Genomic DNA, 16791 nt, shown 5'->3' with positions numbered 1-16791 from the left:
CATCACCTTTAACAAGAGGAAGTAAAAATGTTATTCTCAGAAATTTCAAATCATCAGCACGAGTAATCATCCCCCTACCCCCTTCAAAGGGGGACGATATGCGTTAACACCCCTCTGCGCTCCGCGTTAAACGACCCAAACCTTCACTCCCAGAAACAGGTTTTACTTTTCAGACGCGGTTTGCGTACCTTCGTACAGTTGTCTTGGCCGTGGGCCGGAGAGAAATCAGACTTTGCCTTTATGATTCAGTTTAAAGAATTCACCTTAGAGAATGGTTTGCAGTGCCTAGTGCACGAAGACCCCACCACCCCGCTGGCCGTTCTCAATATTTTATATAATGTTGGCTCCCGCGATGAAGTGGAGACGCACACGGGCTTCGCGCATTTGTTTGAGCATTTGATGTTCAGCGGCTCGGTCAACATTCCCAGCTATGACGAACCGCTGCAGCAGGCCGGCGGCGAGAACAACGCCTTCACCAGCCCAGACCTCACCAACTATTACCTTACCGTGCCCGCCGACAACATTGAGACCGGATTCTGGCTGGAGTCTGACCGCATGCTGAGCCTGGCCTTCTCTGAGCAAGGCCTGGAAGTGCAGCGCAAAGTGGTGGTAGAGGAATTCAAACAGAATTACTTGAACCAGCCATACGGCGATGTGTGGTTGAAACTACGGCCGCTCGCCTACCAGCAGCACCCGTACAAATGGGCGACCATCGGCAAGGAAATCAGTCATATTGAGAACGCCGTGATGGATGACGTGCGCGCCTTCTTCCAGAAACATTATTCTCCGGCTAACGCTATTCTGGTGGTAGCGGGCAACATCACGTTTGAGCGGGCCAAAGAACTGACTGATAAATGGTTCGGACCGATACCGGCGGGTGAGAAATATGAACGCAACCTGCCCGTGGAGCCGCGCCAGACCGAAGCCCGTTTTCTGCAGGTAGAAGCCGATGTGCCGCTCACCGCCCTCTACAAAACCTACCACATGCCTGGCCGCATGCACCCAGACTACCACGCCGCTGATTTATTGAGCGAAGTGCTGGGCAACGGCAACTCATCCAGGTTGTACAATGAGCTGGTGAAAGAGCAGCAGCTGTTCAACAATATTGGCGCGTTTGTGACGGGCTCCATGGAACCGGGCTTGCTCATCATTCAGGGCAAACTGAACAAAGGCGTAGACCCGCAGCACGCCAACACCGCCATTGAGACTATTATTGAGAAAGTCAGAACCGAGCACATCTCTGACCAGGAACTGCAGAAACTCAAGAATCAGTCTGAGACCTCCATTGTTTTCTCTGAGATTGAGCTCCTGAACCGCGCCATGAACCTAGCCTTCGGAAAGCTGATGGGCAATCCCAACCACGTGAACGAGGAAGGCGCCAAAGTGCAGGCCGTCACCGTGGAAGACATCTACCGCCAGGCTCAGGAAATCCTGCGGCCTGACAACTGCTCCACCCTATTCTACCTGGCCCGCCCCGGCCAAGAAACAGAAACTGAAAATCAGGAAGAACCTTCCATGGAGATGGAATAAGATTTCCTGTTTTCGGCTTCAATTCTGAAAACGAGCCCGAAAACAGGAAATTTTGCATCGCTTTAAATTTATAAAATCAACGCCTTTGTTGGTGTTCTCACCAACAAACCCAAGGAAGCAGCATCAAGCTTAAACCAATCTAAGCTTGATGCTGAGAACACCAACAAGGGCGAGAAATCTGAGGAAGACGCGCTCCACACCGAAGACCTTTTATCAGAATAGAATTTCCGTTTTCGGGCTCATTTCTGGAAACGAAGCCGAAAACAGAAAGTCTAATCACCAACAACTAAACACTGACAACCAACAACCATGTCCTTCCATATAAGAACCGGCTTCGGCTATGATGTGCACCAATTGCAACCTGGGCTAGATTTCTGGCTGGGCGGTATTAAAGTGCCGCACACGCACGGCGCGCTGGGCCACTCAGACGCAGACGTACTCATTCACGTGATTTGTGACGCGCTGCTGGGCGCGGCTAACCTGCGCGACATCGGGTTTCATTTCTCAGACAAAGACCCCCAGTACAAAGGCATTGACAGCAAAATCCTGCTCCGCGAAGTCATGAAACTGATCAAGGAAAAAGGCTTTGAAGTGGGCAACATTGACTCCACCGTTTGTTTGCAGGAACCCAAGGTGAACCCGCATATTCCGGCCATGAAAACCTGCCTGGCCAAGGTGATGGGCCTTTCAGAAGACGATATTTCCATCAAAGCGACTACCACGGAGCAACTGGGGTTTGTGGGCAAGAAAGAAGGCGTGGCCGCGTATGCCACCGTGCTCATTTACAGACCGTAGAACAATTGGCGTTTTTGGCTTCGTTTCCAGAAATGAGCCCAAAAACCGCTTTCACTTGTTCGTTCGCCTGAAAATTAGTAGACTTAAGGTCTGAAACACTGAACAACAAACAAGTATTCATGAAAAAGCATATTTACACGCTGGGCCTGGCCGCCGCGTTTTTGGCAGCCGGCTGTTCCAGTTCCCAAACCGCGTCCACGGGTAGCGCTGCGGCCACCGCGGCGGGCACCATTGCCGCCAATCCTACCACGTACGCCAACACCATCACGGCCGCTGACCTGGAGAAACACCTCCGTATTCTGGCCTCAGATTCTCTGGAAGGCCGCGAAACCGGCAGACGCGGTCAGAAAATGGCCGCTGACTACATCTCCAAGCACTTTAGAGCCAATGGCTTAGCAGGCCCGGTAAAAACAGGTGCCAACCCGTATTACCAAACGTTTGACCTGGAAGAAAGCTCCTGGGGCGAAGGCTACATGACGGTGGGTTCGCAGCGCTATGCCATGGGCAAGGATTTCTTTATGGTGGGCGCATCGCCGTTCCAGGCTGAGGAAGCTGTGCAGGTGGTGTTTGGCGGTTACGGCATTGATGACCCTAAATATTCAGACTACACCAACCTTGACGTAAAAGACAAAGTAGTGGTGGTGATGTCTGGCGAACCCAAAAACGCGGCCGGGCAATACCTGATCAGCGGCACCGAAAAAATGGGCACCTGGACCCAGGACCCTCGTACCAAAGCCACCGCCGCCACTAAAAAAGGCGCTAAAGCAGTCTTGATTGTGACCGGCACCACAGCCGCTGAGTTTCAGCAGTTGACCAGCCGCTACGCCAACGCCCTGGGCCGCACCTCCATTGGGTTCGGCACCACGGCGGCGCAGCCAAGAGCGGCCCTGGCCTTGATTTCGCCAACTATGGCCGCCAGCCTGCTGGGCACTAAATCTGAGAGCCTGGCTACCTACAATGCCAATGTGGCCAAAGCCGGAAAAGCCGTGGCTTCACCGTACAAAGCTGCTAGCAACGTAAAAATCAAGACGGAGCGCAAGCGTGTGCCTTTGCCTACGGAAAACGTGCTGGGCTACCTGGAAGGCTCAGATCTGAAAGACGAACTCATTGTGATCAGTTCGCACTATGACCATGAAGGCATAAAAGACGGCAAAGTGTACAACGGCGCCAATGATGACGGTTCTGGTACCGTGGCGGTGATGGAACTGGCCCAGGCCTTCGCTGAAGCCAAGAAAGCCGGACACGGCCCACGCCGCAGCATCTTGTTCCTGACTGTGACCGCCGAAGAAAAAGGTTTGTTAGGCTCTGAATATTATGTGGAGAACCCAGTGTTCCCGTTAGCCAACACCGTGGCCAACCTCAACATTGACATGATTGGCCGCAATGACAAACAGCATGAAGGCAAGCCAGACTATATCTACGTGATTGGCTCTGACAAGCTTTCTTCTGAGTTGCACGCCATCTCTGAGAACGCCAACAAGACCTACAGCAACCTGGATCTGGACTACACCTTCAATGACCCCAATGACCCTAACCGTTTCTATTACCGGTCAGACCACTACAACTTCGCGAAGAACGGTATTCCTATTGCCTTCTATTTCAACGGCGTGCATGAGGATTACCACCAGCCCACCGATGACGTGGAGAAAATCAACTTCCCGTCTGCTGAGAAAGTAAGCCGCCTGGTGTTCTACACCGCCTGGGATTTAGCTAACCGCACTGCGCGTATCAAAGTAGACAGCAACAAGAAATAACAAGATTTAGAAAAAGGAGAGGCGAAGGCTTCTCCTTTTTTATTGAAACTATATCTTAAATCTATAATCTAAACCTTGAATGAGTATCTAGATGGAAAATCAAACAAGTGAATTTCAAAACCAACAAAACGCAGTTAAAACTAAAGCAACTCTTTGGATAAAAAGAACTTACGTGGTCGCGTTTAACCTCTATACATGGTTTTGGATTTTTAGACAAATATTCATTCGCCAATCCACAGACTTTGAAAGTTATTTGCTTTGGTTCTTTTCTACAGCTGGCATGTATTTCTTTATTCTTCGAAATGATGATCTTGAAATAAAAAAGAAGACAACATATAGCATCCAATTACAATAAAATAGTTGCTTTTACCTTCTGATTAATTTTTTCACTTAAATAAATCACAAGTACATTTACAAACAATTATTCCCTATTTTGGCTGGCAGGGGCTCAATCACAATTTCTTGTTTTCGGCTTCATTTCCAGAAATGAGCCCAAAAACGGTTTCAAAACGAAATACCAAAAAGTCCCTTCTCCCCTTGGGAGAAGGTTAGGATGAGGGTGTTATTCTGAAGTGCAATGCTTAAAAAAAACTCCCTCACCCTAACCCTCTCCTAAAGGGAGAGGGAATTTCGTGGCTCCCGTTTTCGGCTCCATTTCCAGAAATGAGGCCGAAAACAGAACGTATAAAAGACAGAAAAACTTCCCGGCACGGGCAAGACTAGAAGAGAAGAATTTGGGCACTAAACTAAAACAATTTCTGCTGGACTCAGAGACCAAGGCATTTGACCTGGACCATCGGCAGAAAATACGGTTCAACATAGGCAAGTACAACGCGGCGGTGCAGAACGGCATGGCAGCCTATGACCATCATGAGCTGGCGCGTGAGCGGGCCTCGTTTTTAAAGACGCAGACCATTAATAACCTTGACAAGTATTTGGTGGAATTTGAGAACAACTTTACCAAGCGCGGCGGCAAGGTAATCTGGGCGCAGAACGCCGCCGAGGCGCTCAAGGAGATTGGCCTGATCATGAAACGAAAGCGTGCCAAGAGCGTGGTCAAGTCCAAGTCCATGAGTACCGAGGAGATTCATCTGAATGATTTCCTGGAGAAAAACGGCATTGAAACCGTGGAGACCGATCTGGGCGAATACATTGTGCAGCTGAATGAGCAGCGTCCCTACCACATTGTCACGCCGGCCATGCACATGTCTAAGAAAGACATCGCCGAGCTTTTCCACAGGAAACTGGGCATCCCCATGACAGATGACGCGCAGCAGTTGGTACTTACCGCCCGCAACCTGCTCAGAGACAAATACACGTCCGCGGAAGTGGGCATTACCGGCGCTAATTTTCTGATTGCCGATATTGGCGCCATTGCGGTCACGGAGAATGAAGGTAACGCCCGGCTTTCCACCACCTTCCCAAAAACGCACATTGCCGTAGTGGGCATTGAGAAACTGATTCCCAGCATGGTGGACCTGGACCTGTTCTGGCCTTTGCTCAGCACCAGCGGCACCGGGCAGAACATCACTATTTACAACACGTTGCTCACCGGCCCGCGCCAGCCCACCGAGAAAGATGGCCCGGAGGAAATGTACGTGATCTTGCTGGACAACGGCCGCACCAACCTCTTGGCCAAGCCAGAGCAGCGCGAGGCGCTCAACTGCATACGCTGCGGCGCGTGCCTGAACGTGTGCCCGGTGTACAAGAACATAGGCGGCCACACCTATGAAACCACTTACAGCGGCCCCATTGGCTCTGTCATTACGCCGCACTTGGCCGGGTTTGAGGAGAACAAGCACTTGAGTTACGCCAGTTCATTGTGCGGCGCCTGCACCAGCGTGTGCCCGGTCAAGATTCCGTTGCACAATCTGCTTTTGTTAAACCGCAAGCAAAGCGTGGAAGAAGGTTTGGTGGATAAGAATGAGAAGCTGGCGTTCAGGGCGTTTGCCTACGGCATGAAAAACCGAAAGCTGATCAATTTCGCGCCGGCGGCGGTCAAGAACTTTGTGCTTAGAAAACTACAGCAAGACACCTGGGCAATTAGAAGGGAACCCCTCACGGCACCGGCGCAGTCTTTCAATGAACAATGGCGCAAGCAGCGCGGAACCTCCTAAAAAGCAAAATGCCCACCTATAAGAGTGGGCTTTTTGCTTTTTAGTCTATAGATGTATCTGCACGCTGGTTACAGACACACGTTGTTGTTTGTCTTTAAGGCCTGTACAGAAGGCTATCTCTTGCTGGTTCTTTTTTTGTATTTCTTAAGAGCCTTCATCTTTTTAGCATTCTTGTTCTTTGATTTTTTCAGCTTGTCTTTACCAAACAAAGAAGTCTTCAATTCGAACGGAGATGCCTCGTTAGCAGAAGCCACGGGAGCGGAAGAAACAACAAATGCTGCAACAAGAATTCCTAGTAGATATTTTTTCATGGCTGTTATGGATTTTGTTATAGTAAATCTGATTATTGACCTAAACTTAGTAGTTATCTTTTAACAATTCAAATAAAAAATATAATAAATATTTTTAATAACTAAAAAGTGGCTCAGTTTCGTTTAAATGGCGTTTTCATTCTCTTTTACAGGCAATATTTTTTCTTGGAATTATAGCAAGTTTCGCAAATCTCCCAAATGTGGTTCAACTTCACTACTAAACTCCATCTCCTTCTGCTTTCTTTCTACCCCTAAAATTAAACGATTTTTTTAATAAATTTCATATGTCCGTCATAAGACTTATAAAACATATGGAAATCATACTACAATTATACGGGCCAACTCTAATTATGGATATTTTTTCTTAAAAATTTCTAAAATATTTATCAAGTGTATTAATCTCTGACTGAATTGTAATACTGTCAGAAGTTGGCATAATCATCAATAAATGCCGCCTAGGTAGGTTTGAGCGCAGGTAGAGGCTGACCACGGAGGTGAAAACCGGGAGAATACGGTGAAGTCAGATTTTTGCGAACCCTGGTTGCGGCACAAGAGATAGATATAATCAAGCTGCAAAGGCCGTAAAAACAAGACGCCCACTTTTGCAAGTGGGCATCTCTATTACAATAGGTAGCCTTGAGATAGGATAAGCCGTTTTCGGGCTCTATTTTGTAAATGGGGGCAAAACTAGCGTACGCGCTTTCCGCGGTTCAGGTATTGCTTCTTATGCGATTTAGACTTGGACGCCTTGGCCTTCTTGCCTTTTTTCTTTTTCCCGAAGAGCGGAAACTCTTTCTCGGCCGCCGCAGCGGTGCTTTCCATGGCCATAGCCGCTGGCCCGCCTGCCAGTACAAACCCCGACAGTAACAAGCTAAGTACTAATTTCTTCATAGTGGTATAAGCGTAAAAGCCTTGGTGAACTTCTCTCCTTATACGGCCCTGATTTCAACTAGATAGCCAATCGGCTCAATAATTTATTAATTTCCAGAGGCTTGCTATACCTTCTACATATATAGATATTTCTATCTACCGCTTCACTAGCGCCTACAACTGCTTTAACGCGGCAATCAGTTGGGCTACCTCGGCCGGAGACACCGCCGGGAAATTCGCGATCCTGATCTGCTTGTCTTTGAACGCCCCGTAGCCAGAGCCCACCACCAGACCCTGTTTTTTTAACGCCGAAATCACCTCAGCGGCAGGTTTCTCCAGAACATCGGCCACAATGACCGTGGGCGAGCGGTGCGCCGCGTGCTGCACAAAGGGAGCAAACAGACTGCTCTCCTCCAGAAAACCATACAGCGCCTGCGCTTTCTCCTGCGTTTCTTGCCTGATGGTGTCTATGCCCTTGGCTAGCATGTCTTCCACCACTTGCGCCAGCAGGTAAATGCCCAGCACATTAGGTGTGCACGGTGTCTGAAACTGCTGGTATTGCTCATGCAAAGACTTGATGCTGTAATGGCCACCGGTGTATTGCGTTCCCTCCAGCGCGGCCGCTTTGTTCCGGCAACGCTCGTTGACCAGCCACACGCCTAGCCCCGCCGGTAACCCAAAACCTTTCTGCACGGAGAAGAACGCCATGTCCACCTGATTGAAATCTAGGGCCGCAAACGGCGCGCCCGAAACCATATCCACGGACAGCAGCGGCTCTGGGTACTTCGCCCGCAGGGCATGAATATCTTGCACCGGCATGCACACGCCAGAACTGGTCTCGTTCTGCGTAAGGGCCAGCAACTCCGTTTCCTGGGGAATATCAATAGCGTTTACATCAAACCCCTGCCCAAACGGTACTTTCAGTTGCTGCGCGTTTCTTCCCAGCCAGTTGGCGTGGTCTAGGTATTTCTGGGAGAAGGAGCCGTTCACCAGATGGTAAGAATGCGTGGCGGTGAGGTTCTGCAGGCTTCGTTCCCAAATCTCAGTGGCCGAGCCGGTGAAGTAAATGGCAAAATCCTGGGGCAACTGAAACAGCTCGCGCAAGCCTGTATCTGCTTCCTTGTACAGATCCTTGAACGCCTGGCTCCGGTGGCTCTGAGAGAACACCTGCTGGGTTAACGCGGTCTGCAAATGCTTTTCTACGGTGGGGTACAATTGGGCCGGGCCGGGCGTGAAGTAAATCATTTTTTAATGTGCTGATGTGTTAATGTGCTGATGAAAGAATTTGGAAATGGATTCCTGTTTTGGGGCTCGTTTCTGGAAATGAGCCCCAAAACAGGAATTTGCATTTGCTTTCTTTGTCATCCTGAAAGGATCTCGGTGGCAAGCTGAAATGGCATTTTTTATAATGCCTGTCTAGTTCGCCCACAAGATCCTTCCAGGATGACAAAAAGGAGTAAAAATCTTGAGGCTTATTACTTGCAACAAGATTCTTGGCACTCGTTACTTGCTACCTGCTACGTGATACTAATATAGTGTGCGTGACTTAATAGTGTCTGGAATGTGCTTGAGTTCCTTGATAACAGACCGGTTGTATTGCGTGTCCACGTCGGTGATCACGTAGCCGATGGTTTCGTTGGTTTTCAGGTACTGGCCCAGGATGTTGATGTTGTTGTCTGCCAGCGCATTGTTGATCTTGGCCAGAATACCCGGCACGTTGCGGTGAATGTGAATCAGGCGGTGCGCGTTGCGCAGGGCCGGCAACTGCAGGTTCGGGAAGTTCACGCTGTTGTAAGAGCCACCGGAATTGATGTAGTCAATCATTTTAGACGGCACGTATTGGGCAATGTTTTCCTGGGCTTCCTCGGTGCTGCCGCCTATGTGCGGGCTGAGCAACGTGTTGGGCAAACCGCGCAACAAAGACTCAAATTGCTCCTGGTTGTTCTTGGGTTCATACGGGAACACATCTACCGCGCAGCCGCGTATCTTGCCGCTTTTGATGTTGGCGGCCAGCGCTTCAATGTCCACCACGTGGCCGCGGGCCAGGTTCAGGAAAATCACGCCTTCTTTCATCAGTTCAAATTCGGCGGCGCCGATGATATCTTTGTTTGACGCCCTGCCATCTACGTGCAGCGTGACAATATCTGCCAAGGCCAGAAGTTCTTCTAAAGTGTTGCAGACAGTGGCATTGCCCAGCGCCAGTTTGTCTACCACGTCATAGAAATAGACATCCATGCCCAGGCCCTCAGCCAAGACAGACAGTTGCGACCCGATATTGCCGTAGCCTACAATGCCCAGTTTCTTGCCGCGTATCTCGTTGGAGCCTTTGGCAGATTTGTCCCACTCGCCGTGGTGCAGGCGGTTGCTTTTCTCTACAATGCCGCGGCTGAGCATGATTATTTCGCCAATGGCCATCTCTACCACGCTGCGGGTGTTGCTGTAAGGCGCATTGAACACAATAATGCCGCGCTCCGTGCAGGCCTGCAGGTCAATCTGGTTAGTACCAATGCAGAACGCGCCCACGGCCATTAACCTGGGTGCGGCGGCAATAGCTTTGGCGGTCAGTTGGGTTTTAGACCTGATACAAAGGATGGACACGTCATGCAGTTGGGCGCAGAGTTCGTCTTCTTCCAGGGCACCCGGAATAATCTCCACCTGGTAACCTTCCTGCCGGAACATTTTGATGGCCTGTTCATGAATGCCTTCCAGCACCAGAACCTTAATGCGGTTTTTGGGGTAAGAAAGCGAGCTGGGCAGTTTGTTCAGGTACAGGAATTCGTCTAAAGTTGGAGTTACGTGGTCTGCATTTTTGACCACGCTGTCGCGGCTCACGTTCTCGGTGAAGGCGTAGAATTTATCAGCTATGCCAGCCTCTTTTATTTCCCAGTCGGTGTAGCCGTCGCCAATCACGTAGATTTCGCCTTCCAGGCCCAGAGACTGAATCTGCTTGGCCTTGCCCTGGTTCTGGGTGAGCACGTTGTCGCGGTCAAACCCGGTAATGTTGCCATCTTGGTCCATCACAAAACTGTTGGCGAAGACATTCTCTGGTTTCACGCCCAGCTCCTGCACTATGGGCACAATAAATTCTTTGAACCCGTTGGAAATGATGTAGATATCGTCTTTGAAGGCTTCAAAAAAGGCCCGATTGTGCTTGAACGACTCAGAAATCTGCCCTTTAAGGTGATCAATGAGCGTACCAATGTGGCGTTGGTTGGCGTTGAGCAGGGCCAGACGTTTCTCCAGCGACTCGGTGAGCGGAATTTCGCCTTCCATGCCCAGGTCTGTGAGGCGCTGAATCTCCAGAAGCACTTTCTGCCGCTGCTCTGGGTCCGGAACGCAGATTTCGCAGAGGGCGTCCAGGGCTTCTACCTTGGTGAAGGTGCTGTCAAAATCAATGATGAAATGCTTTTTTGGCGTATTCATAAAAATGGCGTGAAACTGGCAGACCACCCAAAAACGAGGAACTACCAATGAAGGCCCCAATATCGGGCGGTATCTTGTTAAATAAAAAGCGTTTTTGACCTCAATTCTGTAAATGGAGCCGAAAACGGTTATTAATTCTGAAAAGCGGACAAGTACTTGCAGCAATCCCTTTGAAGGCAACTTCCGGAACTGGTCTTGCCACTGCTACTGACTGCTGCCTTGGGTTTACTGCTTCCAAAAAAAATGGGCTTTCCCAAAAATATCTGTTTCCTCAAGTTTCCACTGAAATTGTGGGACTTTTTACCTGAAACTGATGCAAATTTCTCAACACAGAACAGAAAATTAGTGAGGTTAGCAATTTTTTTTACAAATATGTCAATAATTAACGTTTTTACTTACAACAACCATAAAATATTATTTATTTACTTGTAATTTTCATAAAGTATTTTTTTGTACCTTAGCAGTTACATAATAAGTTCTTATTTTTGTTGTTGAATTGACAAAAAACCACGCTAAAAATGCCGCAAGTTTCAGAAATTGATAATTTAGACAGACGAATCCTCTCCATGCTCATGCAAGACGCCACCCGGGCGTACACAGACATTGCCAAAGAATTGCAGGTGTCTGGGGGAACGGTACACGTACGCATGAAGAAGCTGGAAGACCTGGGCGTTATCAAAGGCTCGCACCTGTTTATCAACCCCAACGCGGTAGGCTATGACATTTGCGCCTTCATTGGCATTTACCTGGAGAAAGGCTCTGTGTACCAACAGGCGGTGGCCCAGATGCGCCAGGTGGCCGAAATTGTGGAAATGCACTACACCACCGGCCAATACAGCATGTTCGCCAAGATTATCTGCCGTGACACTCTGCACCTGCGCGAGGTCTTGAACGAGAAAATACAGATCATTGAAGGCGTGGAGCGCACAGAGACGTTTATCTCTTTGGAAGAAAGCATTACCCGCCAGGTAAATATTCTGTAATCCCTATTTTTACCTTGGTTCGCGCTTGGGCACTGTGAAAACTATGGTATCTTTCATGGCTGTAGCCCACAACGGGTCGGCAGGACTATGACAGACAATTCTTTTTTGGTGAAAAAAACGCTTTGGTGGGCTTTTCTGCCTTTTTTTGCCTTCTGGCTGGTGGCCTGCGACGGATCTGATGGTATGGAGAAAGGACTGGTACTCAAAAACCAGAAGCGCAAGGTAGCCGTGGTGGCCCATCGCGGGGCCTCTGGCCTGGCGCCGGAGAACACGTTGGCCGCCGTGCGCAAAGCCCTGGAAACCTCGGCAGATTTTATTGAGATTGACCTGCACCAGACCAAAGACGGCGAAGTGGTGGTCATTCATGACGCCACCGTAGACCGCACCACCAACGGCACCGGTGCCATTGCAGACCTCACCTTAGCTGAAATCAAGAAACTGGACGCGGGCATTTCCTTTGACTCTTCCTTTGCGGGCGAGCGCATTCCTACCCTGGCGCAGGTTCTTAACCTGGTCAAGGGCAAGAAAAAACTCCTCATTGAGCTCAAAAAAGGCAAAGACGATTACTACCTGGGCCTGGAAGCCAGCACGCTGCAACTTATAAGCCAGTACAAGGCCAACGACTGGTGCGTGCTGCAGTCGTTCCATGATCCCATTCTGGAGCGCATTTGGGCGGCAGATTTTGTCATTCCCACGCACAAACTGATTGTAGGTAAAATTCCGTTCCTGCCCATCTTCATTGACCACGAACTCAAATTTGGAGGCTTTGACCGCTACTCCAAGGCAGCCGCCATCAACGTGCACAGGTCCTTCGCGTCTAAGGCATTCATCAAAGCGCTGCACAGTCAAGGCTTCAAAACTTTTATCTGGACCGAAGACAAACCCGCCAACATCAAACGCCTCTTTGAACTAGGCGCCGACGGCGTCATCACCAACCACCCAGAACGCATCACCCGCCAGTAATCCCGTTTTCGGGCTCATTTCTGGAAATGAGCCCAAAAACGGAATGGATTCTCTCTACACCTTTCAACTTCTATCTACCGCAAGTTTAGCGCAGCGTAACTTGTGGTTTTGCACGCAGCAAGTTTATCAACTTGCGTACACGTTATTCATTCCATACACCATTTTTGCAGTTAGGTGCGCTATAAACTGAGAGTTTTCCTAAAGTTGATTTTCAAATACGCAAGTTGATAAACTTGCTGCGTGAGCCGCCACAAGTTACGCTGTGCTAAACTTGCGGCAGTTACGGTAGGGACAAGTCTTGACCTGTCCCTACGAATCAGGAATACTGCATAAAAAATCCCTGTTTTCGGGCTCATTTCTGAAAATGAAGCCGAAAACAGGGATTTTTCATTTTTAGCTCAAGCTTTTCCAGCTCACCCACAAGATCCTTTCAGGATGACAAATAGGAAGGATTAAAACGAATCCATATAGCTTTCTGTCTCGCGGCGGATTTTCTCTTTGCCGGTTTTGAGGCGGGCGTAGGAATTGGTGCGGGCCAGTTCCAGGTCAGTGTCAGCATCTGCTTTCACGGTTTCGCGGCGGTTTTGGCTGTAATGCTCAATGCGGGCTTCCTGGCCGGCGGTGTCAATGGCTTTGCGGGTGTCATATTCACGGCGGCGGACTTCCAGTTTCTCCAGGCTCTCCAGTTCAGTGGTGGTTTCTACATCGCGCAGCAAATCATCATAAGGCCCACGCTTGGAAATAAGTTTGGTGAAGATGGGTGCGGTTTCTAAGCAGATGAACAAAAGCATGATGAAGAAGCTGGGCAGCCACGGCAGTTTATCCAAGGCCTCCATGCGGGCCATGAGTCCGCCGTAGTCATCAAAGCGGGCTTTGCCTTGGGCCAAGGTTTTGTCGCGCTGCGTGGTGAGGGTGTCAATGCGTTTCTGGCGTTCGGCTATCAAGAGCGTGTTCTGCTCGTTCAAGGTCTTCAGCTCGGCGTCAACTTTATCATACTGCCTCTTTTTCTCCTCAAAAATGGGACCGCGTCCGATTTTCTTAGTGCCGCCGGTACCATCAGATTCGGCGCTCATTTGGGCGTACAGGGTGTCACGCTGGGCAGATTTGGAGGCAATCTCGGCTTTTATGCGGTCAATGTCTTTCCGCACCGAGTCTGACTCTGTGAATTGTTTGTTCACCAATTTTTGGTGCTCCAGGGCCAGTTGGGCTTTTTTCTCCACCAGGACGCTGTCAATCTCTTTCTGGAAAATACGCAGCTCCAGCGGTTTGGAGATCACAATGGCCAGCACCAAGGCCAGCAACAGGCGCGGCAAAATCTGGAGGAACTCACGACCGAACTTGCCTTCTTTTCTGATGGTGGAGACAATGAAGCGGTCCAGGTTGAAAATCACGGCGCCCCACAGCAACCCGAAGGCCACGGCCGCCGCCACGGAGTCAAACACCGTGTACAGCGCGTAGCCACCAGAAAGCGCGGCCAGCACGCCGGTGAACAGCACGGTTGCCCCAATGCCGCCGAACTTGACGTGCTCAGACTTGGGGCATTGGGCCAGAATATGGTCATCGGCGCCGGCGCACCACCAAAAGAAATTCTTCATATAACAAGGGTGGGCTAATGGAAACCCGCTAAAAAACACTTCAAAAACAGTCTGTGGTCAACTTTTGGGCAAGGGCGCGGAGCAGGCAGTAAACAAGCAACTTCCTTTTCTTATCCCCTAACGACAAAGGTGGGAATTCTGCTATAAAGAGAACAAAAATGAATCCAGAATTTACAAAAAAACCACAGCCCCTACGCAAAGCAGACGCTGTGGCCATAACTACCACAAAATGAGATTGGTTCCGGCGCGGGAGGCTACTGAGTTTCGCCCAGTTTCTGGTACAAAAGCAGGGCGGCGCAGCTGCTGGCCAGCGCCATCTGCAGGTCTGGGGCCAGGGCTTTGTTTAGCCAGACTTTGCCGTTGTTCACCGTTTGTACGCTGGCCAGCACGGCACCTTCTTTGGAGAATTCATAGCCCAGCGGCTCACTGGACGGGATGGATTTTCCATCGAATTTATACACAGGCGCCACATCAATTTCCTGCTTACCGTTGCTGAACTTGCCCACAAAGTCTTTGCGCTGCAGGTAATGCCCGGGATCTGCCAGGGCCAAGGTCCAGGTTCCGCTCTCCGGGGAGGTGAACGCCACTTTCAGGAATTCCTGCTGCTTGCTTAATTCTACCGACCAGCCAGCCGCCTGGGCTTTGGTGGCGTCTTGTATGGCAGCGGCCTGCACCAACCAGGTTTTCTGGCTGGCGGTGTCTAGCAAAGAGAACCGGTATTTCTGGTAGGCCTCATTTACCTGAATGATCTGGTCAGGGGGAGAATCTGCCCGGCTGGTCCAGCCCCGGTGAATTTCCTGCAGCTGGTACTGGCCAAACCCGAAGCCTTTTTCTGCTCCCAATGACAACCGGAACGCGGAGCGCCCCACCACTGGCAAGGCCTCGCCCCCGCTGGTCATGGACTGGCTCACCTGCATGTCTGGCACTGAGCACCCAACGCCTAAAAGCAAGGCCGCGGCAAAGAATACTTGAACTGAAAAGCGTTTCATAGAATGGGTATAGCTAGGTTCTGGTTCCTTCAGGAAAGACAGCGGTGGCACCAAGTCCGCCCAGGGAAACAGGTCTTCAACTTAAAATAAGGTGTGATAAATGCAGGTTTTGTACCTTAGTATTGGAGAAAGACCAACTTTTCTTCGTACACCCCTATGGCACCGGGCATTTTTCTTTCCTGGCACCTGCCCCGCTGGCCTTTAACCCAGGCACTTAGCGGTAGTTATCACCTTAACCGTTACCCATGACGCTAGACGCATACAGTTTCCTGATTATCCTGAGTAGCCTGATTGTTCTTTCTTATCTGTTTGACCTGGTGGCCAAGAAATCAAAGATTCCGTCTGTGATTCTGCTGTTGACCACGGGTATTCTGCTGCAGGTCACGGCCACCGCGTTCAATGTCACGCTGCCGCCGCTGCGCAACCTGCTGGAGCTGTTCGGTATCATTGGCCTGATCCTCATTGTACTGGAAGGCTCCCTGGACCTTGAGCTGAAACGCGAGAAATTACCCCTCATTAGAAAAACCTTGCTCACGGCCACGGCTACGCTGCTCATCACGGCGGCGCTCATTGCCTGGTTTATTTATTTCTGGCTGGAGGTGCCGTTCCAGATGGCTATTATCAACGCCATTCCGTTGGCTGTGATCAGCAGCGCCATTGCCATCCCCAGTGTGACTAACCTGAGCCCTGAGAAACGGGAGTTCATTGTCTACGAAGCTACGTTTTCAGACATTATTGGCATTGTGGCGTTCAACTTCGCGGTGCAGAATGAGTCTGTGGGCGTGGGTTCTTTTGTGACGCTGGCCGTGGATCTGGTGAGCATTTTTGCCATTTCAGTGGTGTGTTGCCTGCTGCTGCTTTTCTTTGTGGACAAGATCAAGAGCCACATCAAGTTCTTTCTCATTATTGCGCTGCTCATTTTGCTTTACGCCATCGGCAAGAAACTGCATTTGTCTTCCCTGCTCATGGTGCTTTGCTTTGGGCTCATGCTCAACAACGCGGCGCTGTTCATCAAAGACCGGTTGGGCAAATACATCAGTCTGCACTCTTTAAAGGCCGAAATTGTGCAGCTCAAGCAAATCAACGGCGAAAGCGCGTTTGTGATCAGGACCTTTTTCTTTCTGCTGTTCGGGTTTTCCATTAACCTGCAGGATCTGCTGGTGCTGGATGTCTGGGTCTTGGGCTTTACCATTTTCAGCATTATTCTGGTGGTGCGCTACGTGTATCTGCAGCACGTGGCCCGGGTACCGCTTATTCCGGAGCTGTTCATTGCGCCACGCGGCCTTATTACCATTCTGCTTTTCTACAGCATTCCGGCCCAGTACCAGATTGTGGCCATGAATGAAAGTGTGCTCTTTTTTGTGGTACTGCTCTCTGCGCTGCTCATGATGATTGGCCTGCTGCTCACTAAAAACGATGTGGAAACCATTCCCAACTACTAGTTTTCCTGGGCCTGTTCTT

At 50.0% G+C, this 16791-nt stretch carries 13 protein-coding genes; 7 read left to right on the top strand and 6 right to left on the bottom strand.

Annotated elements, in window-relative coordinates; all coding sequences use genetic code 11:
* Positions 1-240 precede the first annotated feature (240 nt).
* The 4 genes from IMY23_RS15340 to IMY23_RS15325 all read left to right on the top strand — a co-directional run bounded on the left by IMY23_RS15340 (position 241) and on the right by IMY23_RS15325 (position 6196).
* Positions 241-1530 (top strand): pitrilysin family protein, encoded by a 1290-nt coding sequence (locus tag IMY23_RS15340; RefSeq protein ID WP_192822938.1) that lies wholly within the window; start codon positions 241-243, stop codon positions 1528-1530.
* 309 nt (positions 1531-1839) lie between these two features.
* Positions 1840-2325, top strand: coding sequence for a 2-C-methyl-D-erythritol 2,4-cyclodiphosphate synthase (gene ispF, locus IMY23_RS15335; protein WP_192822937.1), 486 nt, complete (start codon positions 1840-1842; stop codon positions 2323-2325).
* 119 nt (positions 2326-2444) lie between these two features.
* Positions 2445-4079: a M28 family peptidase gene (locus IMY23_RS15330; protein ID WP_192822936.1), complete on the top strand. Its 1635-nt coding sequence runs from the start codon at positions 2445-2447 to the stop codon at positions 4077-4079.
* A 734-nt stretch (positions 4080-4813) separates the two neighbouring features.
* The gene (locus tag IMY23_RS15325) at positions 4814-6196 is read left to right on the top strand and encodes a LutB/LldF family L-lactate oxidation iron-sulfur protein (RefSeq protein WP_192822935.1); all 1383 of its coding nucleotides are present in this window, start codon (positions 4814-4816) and stop codon (positions 6194-6196) included.
* Between the two features lie 113 nt (positions 6197-6309).
* Here the strand turns inward: IMY23_RS15325 and IMY23_RS15320 are convergent, their stop codons facing one another.
* From IMY23_RS15320 to serA, 4 genes are all read right to left on the bottom strand, one after another.
* Entirely contained in the window at positions 6310-6507 is a 198-nt protein-coding gene (locus IMY23_RS15320; RefSeq protein ID WP_192822934.1) for a hypothetical protein, read from the bottom strand.
* 687 nt (positions 6508-7194) lie between these two features.
* Complete coding sequence (locus IMY23_RS15315) at positions 7195-7398, bottom strand: hypothetical protein (protein ID WP_192822933.1); 204 nt, start codon at positions 7396-7398, stop codon at positions 7195-7197.
* A 153-nt stretch (positions 7399-7551) separates the two neighbouring features.
* A complete protein-coding gene (locus tag IMY23_RS15310; RefSeq protein ID WP_192822932.1) occupies positions 7552-8622 on the bottom strand; it encodes an aminotransferase class V-fold PLP-dependent enzyme in 1071 nt (356 codons plus the stop codon).
* Between the two features lie 282 nt (positions 8623-8904).
* Positions 8905-10800: a phosphoglycerate dehydrogenase gene (gene serA / locus IMY23_RS15305; RefSeq protein WP_192822931.1), complete on the bottom strand. Its 1896-nt coding sequence runs from the start codon at positions 10798-10800 to the stop codon at positions 8905-8907.
* 518 nt (positions 10801-11318) lie between these two features.
* Between serA and IMY23_RS15300 the strand changes: the two genes are divergently transcribed.
* Positions 11319-11783 (top strand): Lrp/AsnC ligand binding domain-containing protein, encoded by a 465-nt coding sequence (locus tag IMY23_RS15300; RefSeq protein WP_192822930.1) that lies wholly within the window; start codon positions 11319-11321, stop codon positions 11781-11783.
* A gap of 87 nt (positions 11784-11870) precedes the next feature.
* Positions 11871-12746, top strand: a complete 876-nt coding sequence (locus IMY23_RS15295) for a glycerophosphodiester phosphodiesterase family protein (RefSeq protein ID WP_192822929.1) — start codon at positions 11871-11873, stop codon at positions 12744-12746.
* A gap of 452 nt (positions 12747-13198) precedes the next feature.
* Here the strand turns inward: IMY23_RS15295 and IMY23_RS15290 are convergent, their stop codons facing one another.
* Together IMY23_RS15290 and IMY23_RS15285 are read right to left on the bottom strand one after the other, a co-directional pair.
* Positions 13199-14341, bottom strand: coding sequence for a DUF4407 domain-containing protein (locus IMY23_RS15290; protein WP_192822928.1), 1143 nt, complete (start codon positions 14339-14341; stop codon positions 13199-13201).
* A 254-nt stretch (positions 14342-14595) separates the two neighbouring features.
* A complete protein-coding gene (locus IMY23_RS15285) occupies positions 14596-15330 on the bottom strand; it encodes a hypothetical protein (RefSeq protein WP_192822927.1) in 735 nt (244 codons plus the stop codon).
* A 245-nt stretch (positions 15331-15575) separates the two neighbouring features.
* Here IMY23_RS15285 and IMY23_RS15280 point away from each other — a divergent pair, with 245 nt between their 5' ends.
* The gene (locus tag IMY23_RS15280; protein ID WP_192822926.1) at positions 15576-16772 is read left to right on the top strand and encodes a cation:proton antiporter; all 1197 of its coding nucleotides are present in this window, start codon (positions 15576-15578) and stop codon (positions 16770-16772) included.
* Positions 16773-16791 lie beyond the last annotated feature (19 nt).

The organism is Rufibacter sp. LB8, assembly GCF_014876185.1.
GTDB lineage: Bacteria > Bacteroidota > Bacteroidia > Cytophagales > Hymenobacteraceae > Nibribacter.
This window is presented reverse-complemented; position numbering and strand designations above follow the sequence as displayed.

Bases quoted from the DNA above. Each gene is read 5' to 3' on its own strand.
- IMY23_RS15320 (WP_192822934.1), bottom strand. From the start codon at position 6,507: ATGAAAAAATATCTACTAGGAATTCTTGTTGCAGCATTTGTTGTTTCT.
- ispF (WP_192822937.1), top strand. From the start codon at position 1,840: ATGTCCTTCCATATAAGAACCGGCTTCGGCTATGATGTGCACCAATTG.
- IMY23_RS15340 (WP_192822938.1), top strand. From the start codon at position 241: ATGATTCAGTTTAAAGAATTCACCTTAGAGAATGGTTTGCAGTGCCTA.
- IMY23_RS15295 (WP_192822929.1), top strand. From the start codon at position 11,871: ATGACAGACAATTCTTTTTTGGTGAAAAAAACGCTTTGGTGGGCTTTT.
- IMY23_RS15285 (WP_192822927.1), bottom strand. From the start codon at position 15,330: ATGAAACGCTTTTCAGTTCAAGTATTCTTTGCCGCGGCCTTGCTTTTA.
- IMY23_RS15315 (WP_192822933.1), bottom strand. From the start codon at position 7,398: ATGAAGAAATTAGTACTTAGCTTGTTACTGTCGGGGTTTGTACTGGCA.
- IMY23_RS15300 (WP_192822930.1), top strand. From the start codon at position 11,319: ATGCCGCAAGTTTCAGAAATTGATAATTTAGACAGACGAATCCTCTCC.
- IMY23_RS15290 (WP_192822928.1), bottom strand. From the start codon at position 14,341: ATGAAGAATTTCTTTTGGTGGTGCGCCGGCGCCGATGACCATATTCTG.
- serA (WP_192822931.1), bottom strand. From the start codon at position 10,800: ATGAATACGCCAAAAAAGCATTTCATCATTGATTTTGACAGCACCTTC.
- IMY23_RS15330 (WP_192822936.1), top strand. From the start codon at position 2,445: ATGAAAAAGCATATTTACACGCTGGGCCTGGCCGCCGCGTTTTTGGCA.
- IMY23_RS15310 (WP_192822932.1), bottom strand. From the start codon at position 8,622: ATGATTTACTTCACGCCCGGCCCGGCCCAATTGTACCCCACCGTAGAA.
- IMY23_RS15280 (WP_192822926.1), top strand. From the start codon at position 15,576: ATGACGCTAGACGCATACAGTTTCCTGATTATCCTGAGTAGCCTGATT.